At 59.2% G+C, this 26825-nt stretch carries 33 protein-coding genes, 1 tRNA gene, 1 pseudogene and 1 riboswitch; of the genes and pseudogenes, 27 read left to right on the top strand and 8 right to left on the bottom strand.

The genetic code is table 11. From position 1 onward, the window contains the following. The first annotated feature begins 203 nt into the window (after positions 1-203). Positions 204-276, top strand: a tRNA-Glu gene (locus NW815_RS00845). 300 nt (positions 277-576) lie between these two features. On the opposite strand, the gene NW815_RS00840 is transcribed toward NW815_RS00845, so the two are convergent. After that, a complete protein-coding gene (locus NW815_RS00840) occupies positions 577-924 on the bottom strand; it encodes a DUF1815 family protein (RefSeq protein ID WP_414388721.1) in 348 nt (115 codons plus the stop codon). A 485-nt stretch (positions 925-1409) separates the two neighbouring features. On the opposite strand from NW815_RS00840, the gene NW815_RS00835 reads away from it, so the two are divergent. Further along, a complete protein-coding gene (locus tag NW815_RS00835; RefSeq protein ID WP_414388722.1) occupies positions 1410-2657 on the top strand; it encodes a URC4/urg3 family protein in 1248 nt (415 codons plus the stop codon). Here NW815_RS00835 and NW815_RS00830 read toward each other — a convergent pair. Together NW815_RS00830 and cobO are read right to left on the bottom strand one after the other, a co-directional pair. Then, positions 2654-4066 (bottom strand): cobyrinate a,c-diamide synthase, encoded by a 1413-nt coding sequence (locus tag NW815_RS00830; protein ID WP_414415618.1) that lies wholly within the window; start codon positions 4064-4066, stop codon positions 2654-2656. The two genes, NW815_RS00835 and NW815_RS00830, sit on opposite strands and share 4 nt — an antisense overlap. A gap of 16 nt (positions 4067-4082) precedes the next feature. Next, positions 4083-4829: a cob(I)yrinic acid a,c-diamide adenosyltransferase gene (gene cobO, locus NW815_RS00825; protein ID WP_414391003.1), complete on the bottom strand. Its 747-nt coding sequence runs from the start codon at positions 4827-4829 to the stop codon at positions 4083-4085. A gap of 159 nt (positions 4830-4988) precedes the next feature. Between cobO and NW815_RS00820 the strand changes: the two genes are divergently transcribed. Together NW815_RS00820 and metK are read left to right on the top strand one after the other, a co-directional pair. Then, the gene (locus NW815_RS00820) at positions 4989-5357 is read left to right on the top strand and encodes a hypothetical protein (protein WP_011434147.1); all 369 of its coding nucleotides are present in this window, start codon (positions 4989-4991) and stop codon (positions 5355-5357) included. A 67-nt stretch (positions 5358-5424) separates the two neighbouring features. Continuing rightward, a riboswitch (SAM riboswitch) is annotated at positions 5425-5536 on the top strand. A gap of 298 nt (positions 5537-5834) precedes the next feature. After that, positions 5835-7094 (top strand): methionine adenosyltransferase, encoded by a 1260-nt coding sequence (gene metK, locus NW815_RS00815; RefSeq protein ID WP_041436796.1) that lies wholly within the window; start codon positions 5835-5837, stop codon positions 7092-7094. A 28-nt stretch (positions 7095-7122) separates the two neighbouring features. On the opposite strand, the gene NW815_RS00810 is transcribed toward metK, so the two are convergent. The 5 genes from NW815_RS00810 to NW815_RS00790 form a co-directional block, all read right to left on the bottom strand. Then, positions 7123-7641, bottom strand: coding sequence for a MogA/MoaB family molybdenum cofactor biosynthesis protein (locus tag NW815_RS00810; protein ID WP_414391002.1), 519 nt, complete (start codon positions 7639-7641; stop codon positions 7123-7125). A gap of 48 nt (positions 7642-7689) precedes the next feature. Continuing rightward, the gene (locus NW815_RS00805) at positions 7690-8205 is read right to left on the bottom strand and encodes a hypothetical protein (protein WP_414391000.1); all 516 of its coding nucleotides are present in this window, start codon (positions 8203-8205) and stop codon (positions 7690-7692) included. Positions 8206-8389: 184 nt separating this feature from the next. Continuing rightward, the gene (locus NW815_RS00800; protein ID WP_414390998.1) at positions 8390-8830 is read right to left on the bottom strand and encodes a tetratricopeptide repeat protein; all 441 of its coding nucleotides are present in this window, start codon (positions 8828-8830) and stop codon (positions 8390-8392) included. Between the two features lie 107 nt (positions 8831-8937). Further along, positions 8938-10767 (bottom strand): tetratricopeptide repeat protein, encoded by a 1830-nt coding sequence (locus NW815_RS00795; RefSeq protein WP_414390996.1) that lies wholly within the window; start codon positions 10765-10767, stop codon positions 8938-8940. A gap of 369 nt (positions 10768-11136) precedes the next feature. Beyond that, a complete protein-coding gene (locus NW815_RS00790; protein WP_414390995.1) occupies positions 11137-13167 on the bottom strand; it encodes a hypothetical protein in 2031 nt (676 codons plus the stop codon). Positions 13168-13619: 452 nt separating this feature from the next. Between NW815_RS00790 and rplC the strand changes: the two genes are divergently transcribed. The 23 genes and pseudogenes from rplC (at position 13620) to NW815_RS00675 (ending at position 26802) form a co-directional block, all read left to right on the top strand. Next, positions 13620-14264 (top strand): 50S ribosomal protein L3, encoded by a 645-nt coding sequence (gene rplC, locus NW815_RS00785; RefSeq protein ID WP_011434152.1) that lies wholly within the window; start codon positions 13620-13622, stop codon positions 14262-14264. Positions 14265-14315: 51 nt separating this feature from the next. Next, positions 14316-14942 (top strand): annotated as a pseudogene (gene rplD / locus NW815_RS00780) (50S ribosomal protein L4); the annotation flags it as partial. Positions 14943-15258: 316 nt separating this feature from the next. Beyond that, entirely contained in the window at positions 15259-15558 is a 300-nt protein-coding gene (locus NW815_RS00775) for a 50S ribosomal protein L23 (RefSeq protein ID WP_414330452.1), read from the top strand. Positions 15559-15607: 49 nt separating this feature from the next. Continuing rightward, positions 15608-16492 carry a 50S ribosomal protein L2 gene (gene rplB / locus NW815_RS00770; RefSeq protein WP_414389721.1) on the top strand — a complete coding sequence of 295 codons (885 nt, stop codon included), beginning with the start codon at positions 15608-15610 and terminating at the stop codon, positions 16490-16492. A 66-nt stretch (positions 16493-16558) separates the two neighbouring features. Next, positions 16559-16840, top strand: a complete 282-nt coding sequence (gene rpsS / locus NW815_RS00765) for a 30S ribosomal protein S19 (protein ID WP_414331934.1) — start codon at positions 16559-16561, stop codon at positions 16838-16840. A 45-nt stretch (positions 16841-16885) separates the two neighbouring features. Further along, positions 16886-17260: a 50S ribosomal protein L22 gene (gene rplV, locus NW815_RS00760; protein ID WP_011434157.1), complete on the top strand. Its 375-nt coding sequence runs from the start codon at positions 16886-16888 to the stop codon at positions 17258-17260. 42 nt (positions 17261-17302) lie between these two features. After that, positions 17303-18073 carry a 30S ribosomal protein S3 gene (gene rpsC / locus NW815_RS00755; protein WP_011434158.1) on the top strand — a complete coding sequence of 257 codons (771 nt, stop codon included), beginning with the start codon at positions 17303-17305 and terminating at the stop codon, positions 18071-18073. A 55-nt stretch (positions 18074-18128) separates the two neighbouring features. Beyond that, positions 18129-18596, top strand: a complete 468-nt coding sequence (gene rplP, locus NW815_RS00750; RefSeq protein ID WP_011434159.1) for a 50S ribosomal protein L16 — start codon at positions 18129-18131, stop codon at positions 18594-18596. Positions 18597-18609: 13 nt separating this feature from the next. Then, positions 18610-18831: a 50S ribosomal protein L29 gene (gene rpmC / locus NW815_RS00745; protein WP_414389718.1), complete on the top strand. Its 222-nt coding sequence runs from the start codon at positions 18610-18612 to the stop codon at positions 18829-18831. Beyond that, the gene (gene rpsQ, locus NW815_RS00740) at positions 18831-19082 is read left to right on the top strand and encodes a 30S ribosomal protein S17 (protein ID WP_011434161.1); all 252 of its coding nucleotides are present in this window, start codon (positions 18831-18833) and stop codon (positions 19080-19082) included. The genes rpmC and rpsQ overlap by 1 nt, the downstream gene beginning before the upstream one ends. Beyond that, positions 19079-19447, top strand: coding sequence for a 50S ribosomal protein L14 (gene rplN, locus NW815_RS00735; RefSeq protein ID WP_011434162.1), 369 nt, complete (start codon positions 19079-19081; stop codon positions 19445-19447). Before rpsQ ends, rplN begins: the two co-directional genes overlap by 4 nt. Then, positions 19447-19845 carry a 50S ribosomal protein L24 gene (gene rplX, locus NW815_RS00730; protein WP_414389715.1) on the top strand — a complete coding sequence of 133 codons (399 nt, stop codon included), beginning with the start codon at positions 19447-19449 and terminating at the stop codon, positions 19843-19845. Before rplN ends, rplX begins: the two co-directional genes overlap by 1 nt. A gap of 66 nt (positions 19846-19911) precedes the next feature. After that, positions 19912-20454 carry a 50S ribosomal protein L5 gene (gene rplE, locus NW815_RS00725; protein ID WP_414328930.1) on the top strand — a complete coding sequence of 181 codons (543 nt, stop codon included), beginning with the start codon at positions 19912-19914 and terminating at the stop codon, positions 20452-20454. Between the two features lie 46 nt (positions 20455-20500). Then, positions 20501-20911 (top strand): 30S ribosomal protein S8, encoded by a 411-nt coding sequence (rpsH, locus tag NW815_RS00720; RefSeq protein ID WP_011434165.1) that lies wholly within the window; start codon positions 20501-20503, stop codon positions 20909-20911. Between the two features lie 33 nt (positions 20912-20944). Then, positions 20945-21490 (top strand): 50S ribosomal protein L6, encoded by a 546-nt coding sequence (rplF, locus tag NW815_RS00715; protein WP_011434166.1) that lies wholly within the window; start codon positions 20945-20947, stop codon positions 21488-21490. A gap of 31 nt (positions 21491-21521) precedes the next feature. Further along, complete coding sequence (rplR, locus tag NW815_RS00710) at positions 21522-21890, top strand: 50S ribosomal protein L18 (RefSeq protein WP_414349593.1); 369 nt, start codon at positions 21522-21524, stop codon at positions 21888-21890. A gap of 18 nt (positions 21891-21908) precedes the next feature. Continuing rightward, positions 21909-22445 carry a 30S ribosomal protein S5 gene (rpsE, locus tag NW815_RS00705; protein WP_011434168.1) on the top strand — a complete coding sequence of 179 codons (537 nt, stop codon included), beginning with the start codon at positions 21909-21911 and terminating at the stop codon, positions 22443-22445. A 37-nt stretch (positions 22446-22482) separates the two neighbouring features. Further along, on the top strand, positions 22483-22935 hold the full coding sequence (rplO, locus tag NW815_RS00700) for a 50S ribosomal protein L15 (protein WP_414389712.1): 453 nt from the start codon (positions 22483-22485) through the stop codon (positions 22933-22935). 152 nt (positions 22936-23087) lie between these two features. Continuing rightward, positions 23088-24386, top strand: a complete 1299-nt coding sequence (gene secY / locus NW815_RS00695; RefSeq protein WP_414328927.1) for a preprotein translocase subunit SecY — start codon at positions 23088-23090, stop codon at positions 24384-24386. After that, entirely contained in the window at positions 24386-24967 is a 582-nt protein-coding gene (locus NW815_RS00690; RefSeq protein ID WP_011434171.1) for an adenylate kinase, read from the top strand. Before secY ends, NW815_RS00690 begins: the two co-directional genes overlap by 1 nt. A gap of 38 nt (positions 24968-25005) precedes the next feature. Continuing rightward, entirely contained in the window at positions 25006-25779 is a 774-nt protein-coding gene (gene map / locus NW815_RS00685) for a type I methionyl aminopeptidase (protein WP_414344308.1), read from the top strand. A gap of 130 nt (positions 25780-25909) precedes the next feature. After that, on the top strand, positions 25910-26134 hold the full coding sequence (infA, locus tag NW815_RS00680; RefSeq protein ID WP_011434173.1) for a translation initiation factor IF-1: 225 nt from the start codon (positions 25910-25912) through the stop codon (positions 26132-26134). A gap of 23 nt (positions 26135-26157) precedes the next feature. Next, the gene (locus tag NW815_RS00675) at positions 26158-26802 is read left to right on the top strand and encodes an alpha/beta fold hydrolase (protein ID WP_414389709.1); all 645 of its coding nucleotides are present in this window, start codon (positions 26158-26160) and stop codon (positions 26800-26802) included. The last annotated feature ends 23 nt before the right edge of the window (positions 26803-26825 follow it).

Raw genomic sequence — 26825 nt, 5'->3', positions numbered from 1 at the left:
TGCGGGCCTCCAGCCCGAAAATTTGGTGAAGCCAAGATGGACGTGATCCCAGATGAACCGATTGTGATTGCCAGCCTGCTGAGCCTGGCTTTGCTGGGGATCTTGATTCTGAACTTGGCAGGGCGTGGGTCTGGGGATGCAGATTAAAAGGTTGACAAGCTTACTTATCCTTCTTTAGGATTAGGATCGCCTTGTCGGAGAGCGCCCCCATCGTCTAGAGGCCTAGGACACATCCCTTTCACGGATGCGACAGGGGTTCGAATCCCCTTGGGGGTATTGGGTCAGAGTTATAAGATGAAGCCGTCAACAGGGGATCCCTGGCAGCGGTGACACCTTACTCAGACTTTACTCAGAGAGGCTTTGCTGCCACAAACCACTCCAGATACAAGCTGGGAGAGCGGGTCATCTGGGATCCAGACACAAGTGGTATTGGCAGTTAGCCAACTGCAACTCCATCGGGGAGGATTCCTATCCAGCCCTCGCCCCCCCCCAAGATTGGGAAAGCCTCTAGAAGGTCGGGCCCAGTTGCCCAATCGGCTACGGCTTGGGTTTGAGCAGACCTAGGGCCTGCCAGGATCAGGTGCTGGCCACCAGAGCTTCAGCCGGCGTGGCGGCGACCAACAGCTCATCTTTGATAAGCTCTGCCAGCTCCTGCAGTTGGCGAATCGCCTCTGCCCCTTCCAATTTCATAAGCTCCCGGTCATCCCGCATTTCTGTCCAGCTAATGGAGCATTCGGAAACCAAAAAGCGGATTAGGTGCCCCTCTCGTAAACTGACCATAAACGAGGCACTCTCGAAAGACGTACCACAGGTGTAGCAAGAGGCTAGGTAGCCCCGCTTCTCCAAAACGATGGCCAGAGCCTGCAAACTCATCACCAGATCTTGAACATAGCTGCGGTATTGTTCCGCCAACCGTGTGAACATCACACTCCTCCCTAATGAATTGGCCTCTGTGGGGCTCCGCCTAGCTGCAAATGACCTAACTAGTAATTTATGCTTAGGACTAGGATTACATCTATCATAACAATCGACAATCCCTCAAGGAAGTGATTAAGGCCACAGAGTAGGCAAGGTCTACCTCAGTGAAATGTAGTATTCAACACTTCTCTTAACAAAGACATCAAAGTTTACTCCGAGTCAACACTCTTATCGACTGGGATCCTCACTCAGTGCTCGCCCAGTCTTTTCTCAAAATGGCTCAGCGGCTGCTCGCGTCAGCAGGACAGTTGCCTCAAAGCTTTCTCTTGCAAGGGTCTCACCGATCGCGAAGTAAGACGCGGTCTTTTGACAAGAGACCGGCGGGAGTGTCAAGTGGGCCAAGGCTTGCAGACGAATGCAGATCAAGGTGGGTTCCCGCCCGATTATGCTGAGAAAATTCTCGGCATGGACAATTGAGAAGGAACGGCTTGATGCTGACACCTGTTGATCTGGAAAAACGAGTGGCTTATTTGCAGAGTCCCCAAGCCATTCGGGATCGCTGTCAGTTGCTATTTGAAAGGGTTTTGGCCGATGAATCAGAGCACTTTCGCCTCGACCTGAATCGGATGGGATCCGTAGCCGACTATGTGATCACCACAATGCGGGCCCATTATCCCAACGGGAAAATTCCCTTCCACAGCCGCTGGCAACATTTTCAGGTGGGATCCGGGGAGCGCCTAGCCCGTTTGGAAAATCGACTTAAAGACATGGATCCGCTGGAGCGGCTGCGATGCAAGTGGGATCTGGCCATCGTCAGCGTGTTGCTGGACGCAGGGGCAGGCTCTGCCTGGAAGTACCGGGATCCAGAAGGTCAGGCGGTGGTGGGTCGTTCCGAAGGTTTGGCCTTGGCCAGTTTCGACTGGTTCTGGCGAGGTGGGTTTTCCAGCGATCCCCAGCAGCCTCTGCAGGTGGATGCGGCGGGCCTGGAGCGGATCACCTTGGCGGATTTGGCAGCAGCTTTCCAGGTGGGGCCGGAAAATCCTTTACTGGGACTGGAGGGGCGCTGGCAACTGCTGCAAAGGTTGGCACAAACTTTGCGGGCTCAACCTCATTACTTTGGATCCGGTCACAATCTTCCTCGTCCAGGCCGGTTGTGGGACGCCATCCAGCCTGAGGATCCCAGCGGTGGGATCGAGGCAGCACAGGTCTTCCAGGCGGTTCAGAGGGGGGTTGGCCCCATTTGGCCTGGGCGAGTCTCGCTGGCCGGGATCCCTCTGGGGGATGTCTGGCCCTATCCCCACCTGCCCCAAACAGAGCCGGGGAGCCATTGGGTGCCTTTTCACAAGTTGTCCCAATGGATGACCTATTCCCTGCTGGAGCCGTTGCAGCAGGAGGGGATCCCAATCGGGGGTTTGGATGAGCTGACGGGTTTGGCGGAGTATCGCAACGGGGGGCTGTTTGTGGATTTGGGGGTGATCCAGCTCAAGCAGCCGGAGATTGGGCAGCAACCGCATCCCCCAGATTCGACGGTGATTGTGGAGTGGCGAGCCCTGACGGTGATTTTGCTGGATCAAGTTGCCTCCTTAATCCGGGAAAGGCTTGGCTGCTCTGCCCAGGAGTTGCCCCTGGTGAAAATACTGCAAGGGGGAACCTGGACGGCAGGGCGGCAAATCGCTGCCCAGCTCAGGCCAGATGCTTCTCCCCCCATCCAACTGCTCAGCGATGGCACGGTGTTCTAAGAGGGGATGGGCAGGCCCCGAGTAATCCTTATGAAACTTCGCAGCAGCCGCATGGCCAGGTCGGGACGGGATCCCCAGTGCAGATGCAGGTACGAAGCGTGAAGACGCTCGGTGGCCCATCCTTCCTGTTGAAGCTGGGCGGGGGATCCCCAGCTGTAGATTGGGCTGGGGGAGATGGGGGTGCTGCGGGAGCGGTGAAATTCATGCCCGCGCAGGCGATCCCCAGCTGGCGCCAGCAGGGTTGGGCGCAAAACCGCAGCTTCGCGGTAGCCCAAACACAGCCGGTCGGCCATGTCTACCTGGATGGGTAATAGCCCGGCCATCGGGTAGGTCTTTCCCTGAAAATCGGTGAGGGATTGGCCCAGCACCATCAGTCCGCCACACTCGGCATAGAGGGGTGGGTGGGCGGGCGGGAGCGGGCGTTGGTTAATGCTCTCAGATAGAGGTGCTGCAAACAATTCCGGGAACCCTCCCCCCAGCAGCACGCCGTCGCAGGGCTCCGGTGGCCATAGCCCCACCTGGAGGGGGGAATACTCCAGCAGCTCGGCTCCACAGGCCCGCAACAGATCCAAGTTGTCGGCGTAGTAGAAGTTAAAGGCGTGGTCTTGGGCCACCGCCACCCGTACCTGTTCGCAGCGGCGGGGCGGAGTCCTTTCGGTGAGAGGGGGGATCCCTGGCCACAGCTCTCCTACCGCTGGAGGAAGCCTCCGAATGAGGGGCAATAGGCTATCCCAATTGACGTGTTGCTCGGCCAGCTCGGCCCAGGCAGCTTGCCAGTGGGGGAAGTGATCCAGTTCTGAGACAGGCACCAACCCCAGGTGTCGGCTGGGCAACCGCAAATCCTCCCGCCGGGGAAACTGGCCCAAGACTGGGATCCCCGCTGCAGCCGCTGCCTGCTGCAAGATTTGTCCATGCCGCTCCGAGGCCACCCGGTTGAAAATCACCCCAGCAATGGAGAGGCGGGGATCCCAGCGGCTCAAGCCGTAGAGCAAAGCGGCCACCGTCGTTCCCATGCCGCTGCCATCGATCACCAGCACCACAGGGATCCCGAGCAGGCGGGCCACATGGGCGCTGCTGGCAAAAAAAGGCTCCGTTCCGCCCTCGGGGAGGGGCAGGGATCCCGGCGCTCGTCCATCGAAGAGGCCCATTACCCCCTCCACAATGGCTCCATCCTTGCCCTGGCAATGGTGGCGAAAGCAGCGCTGCACAAAGTCCTCGTCGGTCAAGAAGGGATCCAAAGTGCGACAGGGGATCCCGCTCACCGCCGTGTGAAACAGAGGATCAATGTAATCCGGCCCCACCTTGAACGGTTGGATGCGCAGGCCCCGTCGCCTCAGAGCGGCCAACAGAGCCAGAGTGATGGTGGTTTTGCCGCTGCCGCTTGCTGCCGCCGCTAGCAGAATGGCCATCTTTCCTGCCCAAGGGTTAGAACTCGATGCCGATTTGCGCCTTGATCCCCTGGTCACGGAAGGGATGCTTGACCAAAGTCATCTCCGTCACCAGATCGGCTCGGTCGATCAACGCTGCCGGCGCGCCCCGCCCCGTCAAGATCAGGTGAACCCGCTCCGGTTTCTCCGCTAGCCCGGCCAACACCCTGTCCGGCGAGAGATATCCCAACTTGAGGGCGACATTGATCTCATCCAGAAGCACCAACTGAAACTCCCCGCTGGTGAACAGCTCCCGCCCCTTTTCCCAGGCCGCCTGTGCATGAGCGATGTCTCGCTCCCGGTCTTGGGTTTCCCAGGTAAAGCCCTCTCCCATGGCGTAAAAAGCTATTTTCCCCAGGCCCAGCTCTGGATGCTCGGCCAATTTCCGCAATAGCTTGGCTTCTCCTGGATCCCAGGCCCCCTTGATAAATTGCACCACCCCCACCGACAATCCCTGGCCGAGGGCGCGGAAGATCATGCCGAAGGCAGCCGTGGTCTTGCCCTTGCCCTGCCCCGTGTGCACGATGATCAAGCCCTTGTCATCTCGCATGCCCGACAGACGCTGCCGCTGGATCTGCTGGCGTTTTTGCATTCTTTGGCGATGCCGCCAGTTTGGGTCGGCCTCTGCGCCCGGTGAAGACTCCGCACCGCTATCGCAAGCAGCCTCAAGTTCTGTTGTCGAGGGGGGCAGGGGCTGGGATCCCGAAGCCGGTGCAGGCCAGCCAGACAGGGCGGGTTGGGCCATAATCATAAAAATTGAGATTCGCCACACAAGCTGAGGGGAAGGTGCTGTGCCTACGGCAGGGGAACTGCACCGCTGACGCGACTGTTAGGGCAAACTCAAGTTCCCCCACAGCAGACCGCCCCCATCCTAATCCCTCATCTGGTTGCATTGGCTGGGATCATGAGAGAACCGGCTGCTGCTTTCCGAGATAGCCTGCTAATGTACTGCTTCATCTGGGCAGTGCTGGCAATAGGGTGTTTTCAAGTCTTGCCCCGCATCCAAGTCGTATCTGCCGCCGAGTTGCAACCGTGGCTAGCGCCCAGCTACTTTGCAGGTCTGGGGGGATCCCTATTGGCAGCCTTGGGATCCCTGTTGGCCATCTCAGCCGAAACGACGCCAAATCCTGCCGACAAAAAGCATCTGCACCGCTTGGCTTGGGGATTGGGGACAGTTGGCTTTCTCGGCGTTCTCTCCCCCCTGGGCTTGGCCGGCGCATTCTTTCTCAAAGCCGCTCAGGGGACAGACTGGTGGCAGGGTCTGTTTGGCTGAAGCCGCCCACAGCTTATTTTTTTGACAAATGGGCGGAGGTTGGGGGTACTATAGGGACAAGTTCCGTTCTTTATCCAGAGCAGACTGAGGGACCAGGCCCAATGAAGCTGCGGCAACCCGGCGGAAGCCTCCGCTACGGTGCCAATTCCTGCGGTTAGTCAGTAACCGAAAGATAAAGGCAATAAAGTTTTCTCTAGAGGATAGCCCTCTTTGGCGGGGGGCTTTTCTGGCAACTTTATCCTTTAGCAGCTCCCATAGCTCTGGTCGCGGCAGCGGGGCAAGGCCTTCGCGGCAGTGCTGGTGCGTCAGCGGTGCAGAACGCTTGCTGGTTGCTGGGCCTTTCCTCTGGCTGAGTTGGGGCTGGTGCGGAGCACCTGGGGATCCCTGGTTGGCTCTTTCTCCGACGGATAATGAACGAGCGGGTGAGCCTTGTTTTTTGTTCAGGTTCTCAGTTCTAGCTTTTAAGGAGAAGGTTCGTTGTCCAAGTCGTTTTTGTTTTCCTCGGAGTCGGTGACGGAGGGGCACCCCGACAAAATCTGCGATCAGATCTCCGATGCCATCGTGGATGCCCTCTTGACGGCGGATCCCCTCAGTCGGGTGGCCGCCGAGGTGGTGGTCAATACGGGCCTGGTTTTGTTGACCGGGGAGATCACCTCGCAAGCGCAGGTCAACTTCACCCGTCTGGTGCGGGACAAGGTGGCCGAAATTGGCTATACCGATGCCAAGAATGGGTTTTGTGCAGAAAGCTGCGCGGTGTTGGTGGCTTTCGATGAGCAATCTCCCGATATTGCCCAAGGGGTGAACATGGCCCTGGAAAGTCGCGGCTCCCAGGAAGATCAATTCGACTTGGTCGGGGCCGGGGATCAGGGGTTGATGTTTGGCTTTGCCTGCGATGAAACTCCCGAGTTGATGCCCTTGCCCATTAGCTTGGCCCACCGCCTCAGCCGCCAGTTGGCCACGGTTCGCAAAAACGGCACCCTGCCCTATCTGCGCCCGGATGGCAAAACGCAGGTGACTGTGGCCTATGAGGAAGGTCGCCCGGTGGGCATTCACACCCTGCTCATCTCCACCCAGCACACACCCACGATTGGCGCCATTACGGAAGAGGCGGCGGTGCAAGAGCGGATCCGCGCCGATCTCTGGGAGGCAGTGGTCACGCCGGTGTTTGCCGAGCTGCCCATCAAGCCGGATAGCCACACCCGCTTCCTCACCAATCCCACCGGCAAGTTTGTCATCGGCGGCCCTCAGGGAGATGCGGGCCTGACCGGACGCAAGATCATCGTCGATACCTACGGCGGCTATTCTCGCCATGGGGGCGGGGCCTTCTCCGGCAAGGATCCCACCAAGGTGGATCGCAGCGCTGCCTATGCGGCTCGTTACGTGGCCAAGAACATCGTGGCAGCTGGCTTGGCGCAAAAATGTGAAGTGCAGGTGAGCTACGCCATTGGGGTAGCCCGCCCCATCAACATTTTGGTGGAAACCTTTGGCACAGGGCGCATCCCCGACGAAGAGCTGTTGCGGCTGGTGCAGCGCCACTTCGATCTGAGGCCGGCAGCCATTTTGGCCCAGTTCCAACTGCGGGAGCTGCCCCGCCAACGGGGGGGACGCTTCTACCAAAATGTAGCGGTCTATGGTCACTTCGGGCAAACTCACCTGGATCTGCCCTGGGAGCGCACCGATAAAGCCGCTCTGCTGCGGGAGGAGGCTCTTGCCAAGGCGACTGCCCTCTTGGCCTAAGAGGGGATCACTAAGACGGCCTGCTGCCTCAATGCTTGCCCTGGTGCAGTTGCTTAACCAGGTGGGGTAGCTCCGGCAGGATCAGGCTGCGCATAGCCAGTTGCACGGCTGCTGGGGAGCCAGGCATGGAAAAGATCAAGCACTTTCCGTGGATCCCGGCGATGGCCCGAGAGGCGATGGCCCGACTGCCAATCTGGGCATAGCTGAGCTGGCGGAAGATCTCCCCAAAGCCGGGCAAGGTCTTTTCCAGGAGAGCCTCGATGGCGTCGTAAGTGGTGTCGCGGGGGGCGATGCCTGTGCCACCATTCAACAAGATCACCGGCAGGGATCCGGCCCAATCCTGAACCTGCTCTCGAATGAGCTGCGGTTCATCTCGGAGAATGCAATATCTCTCCACCCGGTGGCCGGACTCCTGGAGGGCTGTGCAGATAAACTGGCCGCTGTGATCGGTTTCAGGGGTGCGCGTGTCGCTGACGGTGATCACCCCACAGGGCAAGGCGGCAAAAATGTGCTCCGCACCGCTGTCGCAATCGAGGGGAAAGTTCATGGCCAGGATCCCTGAGGAAAGAGAGTGGCAAGCCCATCAAGACTGTCCCTAAGGGGGCTCGGCAGGAGTTGGAGGGTCAACGACCGTCTGCTGGAGCTCTAGGATCCCTGAGGACTCTGCCCCACCAGCACGGGCGAGTTGGGGAGGAGGGGACTGGGCAAGCAGGCGGCGCAGCTTGGGGGGAAGCTCCTGCAACTGCTCCAACAACAAGTTTAGAGATATGGCCGGTTCTCGGGAAAACAGGGATCCTGCGAGGGGTACCGGCGGCAACGGAGAACAGGCAAGGGCAGCCGAAGCCAAAGAGCGGATCAGCTCCTGCTGCTCCTGCCAAAGGAACTGGCCGATTTCTGGGGGAAAGGTAAGATGAGGAGAGCCGCGACGCTGCCAAAGGCGGAGAAGCTGCTCCACAGAGGCGGCCTTGTACCGCCCCTGGTAGAGGGCTTCTAGCAAGGCTGCCGGGATCCAAAGATCCGGGAACAACTGGCTCCAGCGCTCCACCCAAACCTGGCTGGGTTGACCTTCCAGCTCAAACCCATAGTGCTCCAGAAAGGTGGCAGGATCCATCAGCCCATGGCAGCCCAAGGAAACTCAACCCAAGCTAGTCCAGATCCGCCGAGACAAAGGGGAGATAAAGCCTTTCTCCCTGGATCTCGCAAGACAGCTCTCGTCCAAGAATACCCCTATTTGCCTTTCATGAAGGCTCTGTGAAGAGGCTATAAAGCTGCAAAGCTGCGGTACGCTTAAAGACTCAGTGGCTGACGGGCCCCAGCTCAAGCGCTGCCTCCAGAGCGCGCTCGCTATCAGGAAACTGCGTCAGCAGCCGTCCTAGGAAGGCGACATCTCCCGTCAGGCCGTACAGAGCCATGAGCACATCCCCGGCATGGCGGCTCTGGGGGAAGCGGTTCAGCAGCTCATTGCCGGCGTAGATCGCCTGGCGGGCATAGCCATCCTGCAGGGCTTTGGCTTCCAGAAAGTAGCTGTAGCTGAGGCTGCCAGGATCCACGTAGTCCGGCAGTGACGTGTCGAACAAGCTGGTATCTTCTGTCACTCCTGGGGGGAAGCCCGGCAGCGGACAGATGGCTGCCGTTTCCTCGGGAGGGTAGGTGGTGTACTGGCGGTAGAGGATCAGCACCTGCCGGTACAGGCTTTCTTCCTGAAGATGGGCAGGGGCGGTGGGATCCGCCAGCACAGAGCCGAGTAACTCTGCTGCTACAGCATGGTGATTGGCCCGCTGATAGTCCGATAGAGAACTGGAGGAAGCTGGTTGCGGCGGCGCACTTCCATCAGCATCCCCACTCAGGCCACCGGCACGGGTTTGTTAAACAGCCACAGGTACCCATTGCGCCAACCGTCGGCAGCGGCCCAGTGGGCGGCCAGTTGATAGCGTTGTTGGGGAGTGGATTGGGCTTGCCAACGGCTCAATTGGCGCCAGCGTTCTCGTTGGGCCTGGATTTTCGGTTGCAGAGGGGTGCGGCTGGCGGGCACGGGATCCCAGTCGTCCAGCCAGTAGCCGCCATCCAGCAAGGGGTAGCGATCCAACACAGCATCCAAAGCCAGATTTTCCGTCAGCTGCAGGGCTAGGTCGTAGCGGTGTTCGCGGGCGAAGCGAACCGCCAGAGCATAGCGGACGGCGGCGGCCAGAGGATGCTCGCCGTGGCGGTCGAGAAAAGCTTGCAACTCGCTGGGGGTTGCACCGCTGTCTAAGAGCAAAAGCAGGCGGCGGCGCAAGACGTAGCGCATGTCTCCATCGCCGAAGGGATCCGCCAGCCAATTGGCCAAAAGGACCAGTGCTTCTTCCCTTTTGCCCTGCCACTCCAAGGTGCGTGTCAGCCAGAAGAGGGCATCGTCGGCACCGGGATGATTCGGGTAGACGGTCAGCCAAGTCCGCCAAAGGGTCTCTTCCTCTGCCGGGGGGAAAGGCCGCGGGATCGGTTCGCCGGTCTCGGGGTTGTAGAGGGAATGGCCAAAATAGCTGCCCCCCCGAATGCGGGCGTATTCCCGGCAAGCTTGCGTAAAGCGGGAATTGGGAAAAGCTTCTGCCAACTGCAGCAAAACCAGGTGGTCGTCGATGCCGTGAAGAGAGGCAAAGTCCTCGTTGAGAGCCTTCTGCAGCAGCGGCTCCCCACTGGGATCCCCTTTTAAGTAGAGAAGAGCCGCCGCCAAAAACCGCTGCGGGTCAGCATCATCGCCCACCACGCTGCGCAGCAACACCTGAGCGGCAGGGGGGAGAGTTTCTGGATCCGCTATCTGCAGCAGAAAAAAGTGTCGGGATGGGGGCGGTAAATCTTCGTACAAAGGGCGCACCGTTTGCACCGTCGGCTGTTCTAGGATCAACACTTGGCCGGCACGCCCATAAACATCAGTGTATGGAGAAACATTCCCCGCAACCCGCTGCCGCACCGCCTGCACCTGCGACAGCGCCCAAGAGGGGATCCTTCCCTCCTCGTAGGGCAAGGCGCTCAAGAGTTTCTTTGCCCGCTGCGGAGAGCTGCTTTCCAAGGCGGGGAGCAGCGCTCTGTAGACCTGATCTCGCAAGGGAAATTCTTCTTGGGTCAGCAAGCTGTTGAGCCAGTTGAGATTAAAACTCCACTCGGGGCTATCGGCTTGGATCCCGGCCAAGGCCAGCTCGGTGAGGCGCTGCACCGACTCTGGCCGATCCAGCCCAAACAGCTCGTATTGAGGCGCAGTCTCCTGCCCGCTTGAGTAGTCATAGCCCCCGAACAGAGCTGCTGGGGCGAAAAACTGAGCCGAATTTTGCCGCAGCCGATCCTCCAACCACCAACGGCTGTAGGGCAGGCCATGGCTTTGCAAGGTGTAGAAGGCGTAGCTGCGGCGGCTCGGGTCGGCGGATCCCCCCCAGCGGGCCAACACCGGATAGGTAAGAGGAAACCAGCGATCACTTTGGCCGGGATCGAACGCTGGCGAGCCTCCATAGCCAAACTCAGAAAAGACGGTGTACCGATAGAAGATCAGATCCCGGTGCATCTGCAGCCGTAGCCGCTGCAGTAAGGCATAGCCCCCCGCTCCTAACCCCGCCAAGAAGCCGGCAGTGAGGGCCACCATTGCTACGCGACGAAGGGGAAAGCGGCGGGACGAGGGCGCAGCAGGAGGGGTAGCTGGATTCACAAAACCCAATCCAAATCAAAGCAGGCGCCCCCACTCTACTCGATACTCGACTGTGTTGGAAGACAGAGGGAGTGCCCACAGCCGTTTCCAGCCGGCTTGAGACGCCGGCCCTCTGCGCCACCCAAGGTCATCAGTCTTACCCCTGCCTGAGAGGGATCCCGGCCAGCCATTTCTTGGAAAGGCTCTGCTGTATTGCTTTATCGTTGTTTCAAACAAGATTAAGACACTTTGCCGCCGACTCCTACCCCCACAATAAGAGGGGCGGCTGCGCCGCTCTTCTAAAACCCTTGCCTTTGACCATTCCTGCAGTGCATCCCCCGATTTCTTGGAGGCCTGAGTTGCCAGCACCCTTTCAGGATAGGCTCTCCCTTAGCCGGCGGTTGCCATGGCCTTCAACCCCTTCAAAATCAGGTAGTCCAGAATACTGGTGTTCTCCTCGCCGCGATAATTAAAATTGGAGCGCACCAGCCACAGCCCCTTCTGAGTGCGGCAACAGAGGTTCAGCAGCGTGCGGGCCAAAATCTGTTGACGCGCCTGTAAATCCCGCGCCGCATCGAAAACCTCCCCGTCCCATTCCGGCGTCAGCACACGGCTGTTGTAGAGCACATGCCAGAGGGAGCGGGACCAGCTGGGGTTGGTGATATCAAACCAAAATTGGTAATCCGCCTCCAAACCCCGAGTGATGTAGGCCCCCGGAGTTGCAACTACCAAGTAACGGGAATAGTCGGGCTCGAAGCGGCTGCTGCTGGGGGTCTGTCCCGAGCGGATCATGGCCAAAAAGGCGGGATCCCCTTCGGCGGGGAAGGCCTGGCGAAACCGCCGTGCCGCTTCCATCAACACGCGCAGCAGCTCTTGATCCTGAGGGGAAGCAATCGCCGAGGCCAAGTGATCGGCAAAAAACTGCTGGAAGAAAGCGGCCAATGAAGGGCCGGGACGATAGCCGCGCAGCCAATCGAACAGTCGCTGGTAGCGCTCCAGGTTGGCAAACCCCACCCGCTCCGGCTGCCGTACTGCTGTTCGGGGACGCAGAGAACGCCCCACCGGATCCCAGGTATCTTCGGCCAACAGAGCTGCCCGGATGGGATCCAGCCCCAGCACCCAGCTCAACATCAGCCGCCAAGCCGGCAAAGTGGGAAAAGCACCCCACTCGGGATGGGCCAATTCTGCTGCCGTCAGCACCGCCCGCACCAAAGGATAGCGGATCAAGGCCGGGAAGGGGGCAATCGGCAAAACCGGCACTTCCGACAACTGCTCCTGCAAGCTCAGGCTCACCCCCGCATCCATACGGGGCAGCAAAACAGCAATGCGATGGGCCGGGATCCCGGCCCCCAAAAGCCGGCGAATTTGAGCAACCATCACCTCCACTGCCGCAAACTGGGTCTCTTCCTCCAGCGTTTGCACCAGCGGCAGCTCCCCCCCCTTCGGCTCAGGCAGCGGATGAGAAAACGGGGGATCCAGCACCCGCGCAATCTGCACCCCCAAGCGGATCATGCCTGCTGAAGCGCGATGGCTCCCCTCCAGAAACTGAACCTGCGTTTTTTCCATCAAGAAGTCGGCCACAGCTTCCGGGATCCCGGTCAAGGAAACCCCACCACCAAGGGTGTAGCTGAAAAATTGACTTTGCAGATGGGATTGCCCCTGCCGGTAAAACTCCAGCGCCACGGCACAACTGTCTTCCGCCTGATCCACAATCAGGTGATCCCACTCTTGCCAAAACTCCGCCAGCGGCAGGATGTGCTCGCCAAACAGCCGAATTTGCAGGCCAAAATCCAGGGATCCCAACCGAAGTGCTGCCTCCCACAGCCGCCCCACACAGCAGCCCATTGCCTGCAAAGCCTCTGCCCGCCGCGGATCTGCCTCCTCGGGCCAAGCCCGGGCCAGCCGGGATCCCACCACCTCTGCCGGCAAACCCGAAGCCCCCGCAATATAAGCAGCACTGCTAATCTGATCCCAGATCTGGAACTCCTTGAGCCCGACCCCGGCAAAGGCTTCCCCATGCCGAGGGCACAAAGCGCAGGCTCGTTCGCAGAGAAATTGAGTGAGATCTTTGGCCAAGGGGATCGGCTCAAACTGAGGAGGCAACTGAGGAAGGCGGGCACACACCTGCGGCCAATGATCGGCCAGAGAGCGCCCAACCCGCTGCAAGAACGTCTCGATCCGCCACGGCCCCACCAAGCCCGAACTGGACTGCTGCAAGCGCCGCAACACCTCATCCGCTTGCCGTTGACTCCGCACCAAAAACAAGACCCGGCCCGGATCGGCTCCTGCCTGCAACAATCTCCGATAGTGATCTACACAAGCCTGGGTCAGCCCACTGCCTGCCCAGCCCATCACACTTTGGAAGGGAGATGGCTTCCCCCGCCAATGGCTCTTTTCTTCCGCCTGAGCTGCTCTCGCCATTGCTGGCCTCCCCAACCAACCCATTTTCTCGGCAAAAGTCTGGACAAACGGGCCTTCGCTTCATTATGATTGTTTTCCGTTGCCAACTGAGTCCATCCGCTTTGGCGACCCGGCGCGCTGCTACACCAGATACTGCCTCTTTAGCAGGTAAGTCTGAGCAGCTCTCAACAAAAGCAGTTTGGCGTGCAGCTTTGGGGGTGAACTAAGCAAAAGGCTCAGCGTTGCCGGCGCTGAACTTGGCCTCGGGGGATCCCTACCTTGCTCTTTCGCCTCAGCCGGCAGACTCAGCTTTGTCTTGAGCTTCCTGCTGCCACGCTATTGCTGTATGCCTATCCATCCGGCTAACTGAGCCATTGGCCTACGGCCCGCTTCGCGAACGGCTAGCCGATTGTCGGAGTGAGCTGGCTCTCAGTTGATGAAAACGAGTTGTGCAGGCTCGATTGGAGGTTCTTGTGGCACTTGGCATCCTCGGAAGAAAAGTCGGCATGACCCAGATCTTCTCTCCAGAAGGGCTGGCCATTCCGGTTACCGTCGTGCAGGCGGGGCCTTGCACCGTGACCCAGATCAAAACCCAAGCCACAGATGGCTACAACGCCATTCAGTTGGGCTACTTGCCCACTGCCGAAAAGCATCTCACGCGGGCGCAGCGGGGCCACCTCACCAAAGCGGGGGTGACAGAGCTGCTGCGCCACCTGCGGGAGTTCCGGGTTGACCAGCCAGAAGCCTACCAGTTGGGGCAGAAAATTACCGTCGAGATGTTCTCCCCTGGCCAATTGGTGGATGTGGCCGGTACCTCCATCGGGCGAGGGTTTGCCGGCTATCAAAAGCGCCACCACTTTGGTCGTGGCCCCATGTCCCACGGCTCCAAAAACCACCGCCGACCGGGCTCCATTGGCGCCGGTACAACCCCAGGCCGCGTGTTTCCGGGGATGCGCATGGCGGGGCGGTTGGGAGGTGGCCGAGTCACCACCCGCAAATTGCAGTTGGTGCAGGTGGATCCGGAGCGGGATCTGTTGGTGATTAAGGGTTGCGTGCCCGGGGTAGAAGGAGGGCTGCTGGAGATCACCCCTGCCAAGCAGGTGGGCAACAAGCGTTAGGGGAGGGATCCCTGGCAAAGGCTGACCCGCATCCGCAAAGACGAGGGAACCATGGCAAGTTGTGTGGTGAAAAATTGGCAAGGGGAAACGGTGGGCAGCGCGGAGCTGAGCCTTAAAGTTGCTCGTCCCGAAACAGCCGCCCACATTCTCTATCTGGCACTGCGCCGGCAGATGACCAATGCTCGTCAGGGCAACGCCCACACCAAGACCCGAGCTGAGGTGCGCGGCGGCGGTCGCAAGCCTTGGAGGCAGAAAGGCACCGGTCGAGCCCGTGCCGGCTCCATCCGCTCCCCACTTTGGCGCAAAGGGGGGGTGATCTTCGGCCCCCGCAAGCGGGAATACAACCTGGCCATGAACCGCAAAGAACGGCAACTGGCCCTGCGCACCGCTCTGCAAAGTCGGGTGGAAGACCTGATCGTCGTGGAGGATTTCCAGGAGCAGCTCAACCCGCCCAAAACCCGTGCTGTGGCCCAGGCTTTGCTGCGCTGGGGGGTGATGGAAGATCAATCGGCTCTGCTCATCGTTGCCGAACGCTCGGAAGCCGTAGAGCGGGCCGTGCGCAACATCGCCCGCGTTAAGCTGATCGGCCTGGATCAGATCAACGTTTTCGATCTGCTCAACGTCGATTGGGTGCTGATCACCGTTTCTGCCCTAGAGCAACTCAAGGCCCGTTGGGGATCCGACGCTGCGCCGGCAGTTCTGGAGACTCCCTCTGAGGATGCACCTCAGACCGACATAGCCGAAGATCAGGCCCTGCCCGGAGATGGGCCGGAAGATCAGGCCGTTCCAGAAAGCGAACACGAGGAAGCAGAGCAAACCCCAGCCCAACCTGAGGCCCAGGAAAACCAAGCTGCCCTCCAAGGACGTCCAGCAGATCCGCAGGGGCCAGAAGAGCAAACCGAAGAGCCCCAAGATCCAGCAGAAGAACTGGCTCAAGGAGCAGAGCCGTCAACGGTAGAAGAGGCCGAAGCAGCCCCAGCAGAGGAGGAAAGCGATGACTGAGAGCAAGCGGATCCTGGCCGACGTCCTGTTGCGCCCCGTCATCACCGAAAAGGCAACCGCCTTGATGGAGCAGCGCAAATATGTCTTTGAAGTGCTGCCCACCGCCACCAAGCCGCTCATCCGAGCTGCCGTCGAAGAAATGTTCCGCGTGCGAGTTACTTCCGTCAACACCCTGAAGCTCCCGCGCAAGCAGCGGCGGGTGGGCCGCTTTGTGGGCTACCGCACCCGTCCCAAGCGAGCCATCGTGACCTTGGCGGAGGGAGATTCCATCACCCTCTTCCCGGACACCTGAACGCCCCTTTTGAGCTGTTGTCATCCCATCCCCCACCCCTACCCGAGCCATGGGCATTCGTACTCTCCGACCCTACACCCCCAGCACCCGTCACATGACGGTCTCTGACTTCGAGGAGCTGTCCCGTGACGAGAACGGCAAGCGGCCCAGACCGGAAAAGTCGCTGCTGCAATTTATTCACCGCAAGAAAGGGCGCAACAACCGTGGCGTCATCACCTGCCGGCACCGCGGTGGTGGCCACAAGCGGCTTTACCGCATCATCGACTTCCGTCGCGACAAGCGGGGGATCCCGGCGACCGTCAAAACCGTCGAGTACGATCCCAACCGTAGCGCCCACATCTGCCTGGTGGAATACGAAGACGGCGAGAAACGCTACATCCTCGCTCCCCGCAACCTACAGGTGGGATCCACCATCATGGCCGGGCCAGAGGCCCCCTTTGAGATCGGCAATGCCATGCCCCTGGAGCGGATCCCCTTGGGAACGGTGGTTCACAATGTGGAGCTGTATCCTGGTCGCGGCGGACAGATGGTTCGCGCTGCCGGGGCTGGCGCTCAAGTGGTGGCCAGAGAAGGCAAATATGTCTCCCTCAAGCTGCCCTCCGGCGAAGTCCGCATGATCCGCGGCGAGTGCTACGCCACCATCGGCCAACTGGGCAACGTTGACCACAACAACATCAGCCTGGGCAAGGCGGGTCGTAGCCGTTGGTTGGGGCGCCGTCCCAAGGTGCGTGGCTCGGTGATGAACCCTGTGGATCATCCCCATGGCGGCGGGGAAGGGCGAGCCCCCATAGGCCGCAGTACCCCTGTCACCCCTTGGGGCAAGCCCACCCTGGGGTACAAGACCCGCAAACGCAACAAGCCCAGCAACAAATTCATCGTGCGCGGTCGCCGTCGCGGAGGCCGCCGGGACAAGGGCGGAAGGGCTGCTCAGTAGCCGCTGGCCATTCGCTCCCCGAAGCTTTTTCGACAGTGAATTGCTTGTCAAACAGTTGAGGTTCTTATGGGACGTTCGCTGAAAAAAGGCCCCTTTGTGGATGCCAAGCTGCTTCTCAAGGTGGAGAAGATGAACGAGCGCAACGAGAAGCACATGATCAAGACCTGGTCGCGGGCCAGCACCATCTTGCCGGTCATGATCGGCCACACCATCGCCGTTCACAACGGCAAGCAACACGTGCCCATCTACATCACCGATCAGATGGTGGGTCACAAGCTGGGGGAATTCGTTCCCACCCGTACCTTCCGCGGTCACGCGGGGAGCGACAAAAAAGCCGCTCGCCGTTGAGAGGAATAACGAACAGGAAAGTATCGAGTAGGCAAGGAGAGGGCCATGGCCGATTCATCCCCTGAGGTTAAAGCGGTAGCCCGCTATATCCGCATGTCCCCCTTTAAAGTGCGGCGGGTGTTGGATCAGATCCGTGGGCGCACCTATGCCGATGCCCTGATTCTTTTGGAGTTCATGCCCTACGCTGCCTGTGAGCCGGTTCGTAAGGTGCTGCGCTCGGCGGTGGCCAACGCAGAGCACAACAACGGCTTGGATCCCCGGGATCTGGTGATCAGCCAGGCCTATGCTGATCAGGGGCCCGTCCTGAAACGGTTTCGCCCCCGCGCCCAAGGGCGGGCCTACCCCATTCGCAAGCGCACCTGTCACATCACCATCGCCGTCCGGCCCATAGAGGAAGCTGAAGCGGCGACGGCCTCTTAACCTCCTGTATTTCTAGCCCTTTACCCTTCAACCGACACCACCATGGGACAGAAGATCCACCCCACCGGTTTCCGCCTCGGCGTGATTAAAGAACATCGCAGCCGCTGGTTTGCCGATCCAGCCCGCTACCCAGCCTTGTTACAGGAGGACGACCAGATTCGCACCTACCTGACCAAGCAACTGAGCAGTGCTGGTTTGGCCGATATCCAAATCGAGCGCAAAGCGGATCAAATTGACCTGGAGATCCGGGCTGCTCGCCCTGGGGTAGTTGTGGGTCGGGGCGGATCCAGCCTAGAGACTTTGCGCCAAGGTCTACAGAAAGAGCTGTCCGCGCTAGCGGGACAAAGCCCTGGTTCACGAGGTGGTGGCGAGCGAACCATTCGCATCAATGTAGTAGAGGTCACCCGTGCCGATGCCGAGGCGACCTTGTTGGCGGAAAACATTGCCCAACAGTTGGAACGGCGGATTGCCTTTCGCCGCATCGTGCGCCAGGTGATCCAACGGGCCCAGCGGGCAGGTGTACAAGGGATCAAAATCCAAATTGCCGGGCGTCTGAACGGGGCCGAGATTGCCCGCACCGAATGGACGCGGGAGGGGCGGATCCCTTTGCATACTTTGCGGGCCGACATCGACTACGCCGAGCACCTCGCCCACACCACTTTCGGCATCATTGGGGTCAAGGTCTGGGTCTTCAAAGGGGAAGTTCTGCCCGGGCAGGAACGCCACGAACAGAAGTTTCCCCTGCAACAGCCCAAACGTCGGCAGCAGCGGCGGCGGCCCACCTTCGAAGATCGCTCGGCTCAGGAGGCCTGAGGGCCAACACCGGAACGTCCAGGGATCCCTATCGCAGTTGACTTAAGGAACGGCCATGTTAAGCCCCAAACGCACCAAATACCGCAAGCAGCAGCGCGGGCGCATGAAAGGCAAAGCGACCCGTGGCAACCGCATCAACTTTGGGGAATACGGCCTTGTGGCCCTAGAACCCGCCTGGATTACAGCTCGACAGATCGAGGCCAGCCGTCGAGCCATGACCCGCTATGTTCGGCGGGGTGGCCAAATCTGGATTCGCATCTTTCCCGACAAGCCCGTTACTCAGCGAGCTGCTGAAACCCGCATGGGATCCGGCAAAGGCAACCCTGAGTACTGGGTTTGTGTCGTCAAGCCGGGCCGTATCCTCTTCGAAATGGGGGGAGTGGCAGAGCCCATCGCCCGCGAGGCCATGCGCCTTGCCGCCCAGAAGCTGCCCATTAAGGTCAAGTTTGTAACCAAAGCCGACTTTGAAAAGCCAGAGCCCGCCCAGGCAACGGCTTCAGAGGTGGCCACCAGCAGCGTATGAGGAGAGTTCAGCCATGCCCATGCCCAAAATTGCTGATGCCCGTGCTTTATCGGACGAAGAGCTGAGCAACGAAATCTACGCCGTCAAGAAAGAGCTGTTTGAGCTGCGCTTGCAGCAGGCCACGCGGCAGTTGAACCAGCCCCATCTCATCCGGCTGCGCAAGCACAAGCTGGCGCAACTACTAACTGTGGAGGGAGAGCGTAAGCGGGGCAAACGCCCAACCCAGGAGGAGTAATGGCTGTTCGGGAGAAGATTGGCATTGTGGTCAGCAACAAGATGCAAAAAACGGTGGTTGTTGCCGTAGAAAATCGGGTCGCTCACCCGAAGTACGGCAAAATCGTCGTCAAAACCAAGAAGTTTAAGGCCCACGACGAGGAAAACCGCTGTCAAGAAGGGGATCTGGTGCGCATCACGGAAACCCGTCCCCTCAGCCGCACCAAGCGTTGGCAAGTTGCCGAAATCCTGAGGGAGGTGAAGAAACTATGATTCAGCAGCAAACCATGCTGACGGTGGCCGACAACACCGGTGCTCGCAAAATGATGTGCATTCGCGTGCTGGGCAGCAGTGGCCGTCGCTACGCCAGCTTGGGCGACGTGATCATCGGCGTCGTCAAAGATGCCTTGCCCAACATGCCCGTCAAAAAATCCGATGTTGTCAAGGCTGTTGTCATCCGCACTGTCGACACAGTACGTCGCCCCGACGGCATGTGCATCCGCTTCGACGACAACGCCGCCGTGATCATCAACAACGACGGCAACCCCCGTGGAACTCGCGTTTTCGGCCCTGTAGCCCGTGAGCTGCGGGAGAAAAACTTCACCAAGATCATCTCCCTGGCCCCGGAGGTACTCTGATGGTTCGCCCCCTCAAACCCAGCCAAATTCAGCGCCTAGTTCGGCGCCCCGGCATTCGCAAGCACCGCAACAGCCTGCGCTACAAAATGCGTATCAAGCAAGGGGATACCGTTCAGGTGATCTCCGGCGATGATAAGGGCAAAATCGGCGAGGTGCTGCGCGTTTTTCCCGAGCGCAACATGGTTTTGGTGGAAGGGGTTAACATTGTTACCTACCACCGTAAACCCCAGCGAGAAGGGGAAAGTGGCCGAATTGAGACCAAGGAAGCTCCCATTCCCGTCTGCAAAGTGATGGCCTATTCCAAGAAGCAGGAGGTGGCCAGCCGTATCGGCTATCAAATCACCGCCGATGGTCGCAAGGTTCGCGTCCTTAAGAAAACGGGTGAGATTCTCGACTAAGCTTTTGATCCCTTTCCACCATTGGTTTGGCTCTGACCCAGCCCAGAGCCGCAAGGAGAAGCCACCATGCCCCAGCGTCTGCAAATCCACTACAACACCGTCATTGTCCCCAAGCTGCAAAAGGAGTTGGGCTACACCAACATCCATCAGGTGCCCCGCCTGGAGAAGATCGTGATCAACCGCGGCTTGGGGGAAGCTTCCCAAAATGCCAAGGCTCTGGAATCCTCCATTGCCGAGATCAGCGCCATCACTGGCCAGCGGCCCGTGATCACCCGCGCCAAGAAGGCAATTGCCAGCTTCAAGATTCGCAAGGGCATGCCGGTTGGCCTGATGGTAACCCTACGGCGGGAGCGCATGTATGCGTTTTTGGATCGCCTGATCAACATTGCTCTGCCCCGTATCCGTGACTTCCGCGGCGTCAGCCCCAAAGCCTTTGATGGACGAGGCAACTACACCCTGGGCATCCGCGAACAACTGATTTTTCCCGAAATCAACTATGACTCTGTAGATCAGTTGCGAGGTATGGATATCTCCATTGTGACCACTGCTAAAACCGATGAAGAGGGCCGTGCCCTGCTCAAAGCCTTTGGCATGCCCTTTGCCTCTTAGCTTTGCCCACCCTGAGTTTCCTTGATTGATCTTCCGAGGAGCACTGATGGCCCACACCAACGACACGATCGCCGATATGCTCACCCGCATTCGCAATGCCACCATGGCTCGGCACGAGTCGGTGGCAGTTCCGGCCACCCGCATGACCCGCAGCATCGCTCGCGTTCTTCATGAGGAAGGGTTCGTCAGCGAATGGAAGGAGGAGGGAGAAGGGATCCAAGCCCGGGTGGTGTTGCGATTGAAGTACAAAGGCAAAGGCCGCAACTGCAGGCCCATCATCAATGGTCTAAAGCGGGTGAGCCGACCCGGCCTGCGGGTTTACCGCAACCACAAAGAGCTGCCCCGAGTGCTGGGAGGAATTGGGATCGCCATCATCTCCACCTCCAACGGCATCATGACCGACCGGGAGGCTCGTAAGCAAGGCATTGGTGGTGAAGTCCTCTGTCTTGTCTACTAGACCTTAAGTTTTCTCTGGTCAGGAGTTTTTCCCATGTCCCGTATCGGTAGACGCCCCATCGCCCTTCCTGCCAAGGTGGAGATCCAGATCGACGGCCAACACATTGCAGTGAAAGGCCCGAAAGGTCAACTGTCCCGCAGTTTACCGCCCTTGATCACAGTCCAGCAAAACGCTCAGATGCTCACGGTCAGCCGTCTCAACGATTCTCGTCCTGCCCGCCAACTGCACGGCCTCTGCCGCACCTTGGTCGCCAACATGGTCGATGGAGTATCCAAGGGATTTGAGCGGCGGCTGGAATTGGTGGGCGTGGGCTACCGGGCTGCCATCCAAGGCAGCAAGTTGGTTTTGAACGTTGGCTACAGCCATCCTGTGGAGATCCCCTTTCCCCCTGGCATCCAAATTGCCGTTGAGGGAAACAACATCATTGTTGTCTCAGGCACAGATAAAGAACTGGTGGGCAATACTGCCGCCCGTATCCGAGCCGTCCGGCCTCCGGAGCCCTACAAGGGGAAAGGGATCCGTTATCTAGGGGAACAAGTTCGCCGCAAGGCGGGTAAATCCGGGAAAGCGAAGAAGTAAATAGCCCATTGCGAAAGCGGGACGGAGTCCTATGAAAACCAGCCGCAAAATCACCACCCAACGTCGTCATCGACGCATTCGCCGCAAGGTCTTTGGCACTGCCGAGCGGCCTCGCCTGGCCGTGTTTCGCTCCCATCGACACATCTACGCCCAGGTGATCGACGATGTAGCCCAGCATACCTTAACCTCCGCCTCCACCTTGGACACGGAGCTGCGCGAAAAATTCAAAGAAACCGGGACAGCCACTCAAGAAGCGGCTGCCTTGGTGGGCCGCTCAGTTGCTGAACGAGCCTTACAGATGGGCATTTCCCGCGTGGTTTTCGATCGGGGGGGCAAGCTCTATCACGGGCGCGTTCAGGCTTTGGCAGAAGCTGCCCGAGAAGCAGGGTTACAGTTCTAGCTACTGAGGACATAGCACATGGCTGAGCAGAGGGAACGTCGCAGAAGCAAAAAAAACCGCGAAGAGCAACCCACCGAGTGGCAAGAGCGGGTCATCCAGATTCGCCGCGTCACCAAGGTGGTCAAGGGCGGCAAGAAGTTGAGCTTCCGCGCTGTGGTGGTGGTCGGCAACGAGCGCGGCCAAGTCGGGGTTGGCGTAGGCAAAGCCAACGATGTGATCGGAGCAGTGCGCAAGGGAGTTGTGGACGGTAAAAAACACCTGATTGAGGTGCCCCTCACCAAAGGTTTGTCCGTACCCCATCCCATGCAGGGGGCAGGCGGCGGTGCCACTGTCTTGGTCATGCCAGCAGCTCCTGGCACAGGAGTCATTGCAGGGGGGGCAGTCCGCACCGTTCTGGAGCTGGCGGGTGTACGCAACAGCTTGGCCAAGCAACTGGGATCCAGCAACCCCCTCAACAATGCCCGTGCTACCATCGATGCGCTGCGGCGGATGCGTACCTTCAAGCAGGTGGCCCAAGACCGAGACATCGATGTGCGCCGCCTACTTGGCAAGTGATGGACAGGTATATCGAGCAAGTGAGCCAGAGGTAGCCATGCGACTGGAAGACATTCGGCCTCAAGCAGGCTCGACGCGGCGGCGGCGGCGCCTAGGTCGTGGCGTCTCTGCTGGACAGGGAGCCTCCTGTGGCAAGGGGATGCGGGGGCAAAAGGCCCGCAAGGGGGGCAGTACACGGCCCGGCTTTGAAGGGGGGCAGACTCCCCTCTACCGGCGTTTGCCCAAGCTTAAGCATTTCCCCCGCTACACGCGGCGTCTGGAATACACCCTGGTCAACCTGCGCGCCTTGGCGGATCTGCCTGCCGGCAGCGAGGTCAGCCTGGAAAGCCTGATGGAACGAGGGATCGTCACCACCAACGATGGCCCGCTGAAGATCTTGGGGGATGGGGAAGTCAGCGTGCCCCTGACGATCAGGGCGGCGGCTATTACCGCTTCAGCCAAAGCCAAGATCGAGGCAGCCGGAGGTCGGGTGGAGATTTTGGGATCCTAAACCCCTTCTTCCTGTTGCTCTGGCCGGCTTCTGCCGGGTGGCGCTGAGTTGCACTTTTTTGATTTTGCTTTGATTTTGCCGACTGCTCCACCAGCAGCGTAGAGTGGTAGATAGCTAACCTTGCCCTTTGCTCCTGCGAGATTCTCTTCCCTATGGTTGACACACGAGGTTCCGCCCCCTCTGCCCAAGAGACCTTTATGCAGATGGCTATGGCCTCTGGCCTGCGCAGCCGTCTGTTTCTCACCTTGGGCTTGCTGCTGTTGGTCAGACTGGGCATTTACATCCCCATTCCCAGTATCGATCGGGCCCGCTTTGCTGCCGAAGCTGCCAACAGCCCTGTGTTTGGCTTGCTGGATGTCTTCTCCGGCGGGGGGATTTCTGCTTTGGGAATTTTCGCCCTTGGGATCCTGCCCTTCATCAATGCCTCAATTATCATGCAGTTGCTGGTCTCGGCCATTCCAGCCTTGGAGAACCTGCAGAAAAACGAGGGAGAACAGGGGCGGCGGCAGATTTCTCAATACACCCGCTATGTCACCTTGGGCTGGGCCATCATCCAGGGCATTGGCATTTCCTTTTGGGTGCGGGAGTTTGCCAGTACCACCAATGAGTTGGCCTTCATGGCCTCCACCACCTTGGCTCTGGCGGCAGGATCCCTGTTTGTGATGTGGCTGGGAGAGATGATCACGGAGAAAGGGGTGGGAAGTGGCCCTTCGCTCTTGATCTTCGTCAACATTGTTGCCACTCTGCCCCGTGCCCTCGGACAGACTATTAGCCTGGCCCGTGCCGATAGCAGCACCATCGGTGGCATCTTGCTGTTGCTGGCAATCTTTTTGGTCACCATTGTCGGCATTGTCTTTGTCCAAGAAGGCAGCCGCAAGATCCCTATCGTCTACGCCAAGCGCCAGGTGGGCAACAAGCTGTTCCGCGAGCAGAAAAGCTATCTGCCCCTGAGGCTGAACCAGGGGGGGGTGATGCCGATCATCTTTGCCTACTCGGTGATGTCCCTGCCTCTGGCCCTGGCCCAGTACACCCAAAACCTGACTTTGGTGCAAGTGGCCAACTTCCTATCCCCCACCTCCTGGTTCTACATTCCTTTTTATTTCGTGCTGATCCTCTTCTTCAGCTACTTCTACGCCTCTTTGCTCATCAACCCGGTGGATCTGGCTCAAAACTTGAAGAAGATGGGGGCCAGCATTCCAGGGGTACGCCCGGGCAAGGCCACTGCCGAGTATGTCGAAGGGATCCTCAACCGCCTGACGCTGCTGGGGGCTTTGTTCCTGTGCGCGGTGGCCATCATCCCGACGACGGTGGAACGGGCAACCGGCATCACCACTTTCCAAGGTTTGGGGGCGACCTCGCTGCTGATTTTGGTGGGGGTGGCGATCGAGACCTCCAAGCAGATCCAGACTTATGTCATCTCACAACGCTACGAAGGGATGGTCAAACAGTAGTGCCGAGGTTGATCTTTCTGGGGCCGCCGGGGGCGGGCAAAGGTACACAGGCGGAGCGGCTGGCGGCCATCTACCACACGCCCAAAATTTCCACAGGCGATCTGTTGCGGGCCGAGGTGAAAGCCCAAACGCCCCTGGGGTGCCAGGCCAAGGTTTACATGGATGCGGGAGAGCTGGTGCCCGACGAGGTGCTGATCGGAATGGTGAAGGGGCAGTTGCAGCAATCTCCAGAGCAGGGCTGGATCCTAGATGGATTTCCTCGCACCTTAGCCCAGGCAGAGGCCTTGGAAGAGCTGCTGCAAGAGCTGGGACAAGATTACGACTACGTCCTCAACTTGGAGGTGCCGGATGAGGTGGTGGTGGCCCGGCTGCTGGCCCGGGGCAAGGAACAGGGGCGCAGCGATGATGCGGATCGGTCAGTAATTCTCAAGCGTCTGGAGGTCTATCGGCAGCAGACGGCTCCCCTAATTGATTTTTATGAGGCCAAGGGGCGCTTGCAGCGGGTCAACGGCAACCAGCCGATGGAATCCGTACAGGAACATCTGCAGGCTCTTTTGGAAGGCTTCAGGAGGACGGCGTGATTAGAGCAGGAGCTGGAAATTCCCCCCAGCGGCGGGGCATGCAGCTTATTGAGATCAAATCTCGCCGCGAAGTGGAGAAAATGCGGCGGGCCGGTCGGGTGGTGGCCCAAGTATTGCAGGAGATCGCGGAGCGCCTAGAGCCGGGCTGGACTACGGCAGATATCGATACCTATGCTGAGAGACGGGTGGCCCAACTCAATGCTTTGCCCAGTTTCAAGGGCTACTACGGCTTTCCCGCCTGCGTTTGTGTCAGTGTCAACCATGAGGTGGTGCACGGGATCCCCAGTCCCCGTAAAGTGGTGCAGCCGGGAGATGTGGTTAAGGTGGATTTTGGTGCCATCGTCGAGGGCTGGCATGCGGACTCCTGTATCACCATCGGCCTGGAACCCCTGAGCGACGCAGCCCGGGATCTGATCGATACTGCGGCCAAAGCCCTGCAGACGGGCATCGACTGTGTGCGCCACGGCGTTTGGCTTCAGGATGTCTCGGGTGCCATTGAAGATTACATCGAGGGGCGGGGCTATTCTGTGGTGAAGCAGTATGTTGGTCACGGGGTGGGGCGCAACCTGCACGAGGAGCCGCAGTTTCCCAACTATCGCACCCGCGATCTGCCCAATCCCAAGCTGCGCTCCGGCATGACAGTGGCCATTGAGCCGATGGTGAATGCGGGGGGAGAGGCAACCCGAGTGTTGCCAGACCAATGGACGGTGGTCACAGTAGATGGCTCTTGGTCAGCTCAGTTTGAGCACACGGTCTTGGTCACCGAGTCTGGAGCAGAAATTTTGACCGATCGCACGCCTTTTCAGTCCTAAGGGATCCCCTGATGAAGGACTGCAACGGTTAGGATAGAAGAGATGGAGTATATTTTCATTTCTTAACAGCGCGTGTCGTCGCGGCTGTGGATTGTTCTGTTGTTTGTTATGTCGTTTTTGGGAGGGCTCATTGTCTAAGGAAGATGCCATTGAAATGGAGGGGGTTGTTACGGAATCCCTGCCCAACGCCATGTTCCGAGTGGATCTGGACAACGGCTTCAACGTGCTCGCTCATATCTCCGGCAAAATTCGCCGCAACTACATCAAGATCTTGCCCGGCGACCGGGTTAAGGTGGAGCTGAGCCCCTATGACCTCAACAAAGGGCGCATCACCTACCGCCTTAAGAAAAAGTAGGTTCCCTAGCTGGGCTGCTGAGGATGAAAGAGCTGAGCCAAGTTCTCAAGATCGGGCTCTGGACTACTGTCGGCGGGTTGGGTGCTCTAGCCGTTTTCAACGCTTGGATCTCTTCCCAAACTCAGCCTCTGCAGAGCCTGCTGCCGGGAGAGGAAAGGCATCACTTCTGGCGCGGCCATCGCCTGTTTTACAAGGTCATGGGATCCGGCCAGCCGTTGTTGTTGTTGCACGGCATTGGGGCAGGCTCCTCCAGCTATGAGTTTCGTGCCATTATGGCGGAGCTGGGGCAGCACCATCAAGTCTATGCTCTGGATTTGTTGGGGTGGGGCAACTCAGAACGTCCAGATTTGAAGTACACCGGCAGCCTCTATGCCGAGATGATCGGGGATTTTGTCCAGGAGGTGATCGGGCGACCCTGTCACGTCATTGCAAACTCTCTCTCGGCAGGGTTTGCGCTACGCTCGGCCCGCCTACAGCCCCACCATTGGCAGAAGCTGCTGCTCATCGCCCCTCTGGGAGACAACAGCCTCATCCCCGATGCCCTCGGGATCCCTTTGGCCCAGATTGCCTATGGATTCCTCAGCCTGCCCGTTCTGGGGTTGGCCTTCTACAACGGCATCACCGCCCCCTGGAGTGTACGCTTGTTTACAGAGCAGAGCTTGTTCTGATACATTTACGCTGAACACTGCTG

Source organism: Synechococcus sp. R6-7 (assembly GCF_047461695.1).
In the GTDB taxonomy this organism is placed as follows: Bacteria; Cyanobacteriota; Cyanobacteriia; order Thermostichales; family Thermostichaceae; genus Thermostichus.
Note: the sequence above shows the minus strand (reverse complement) of the source record. Positions and strands in the feature narration are given on the sequence as shown.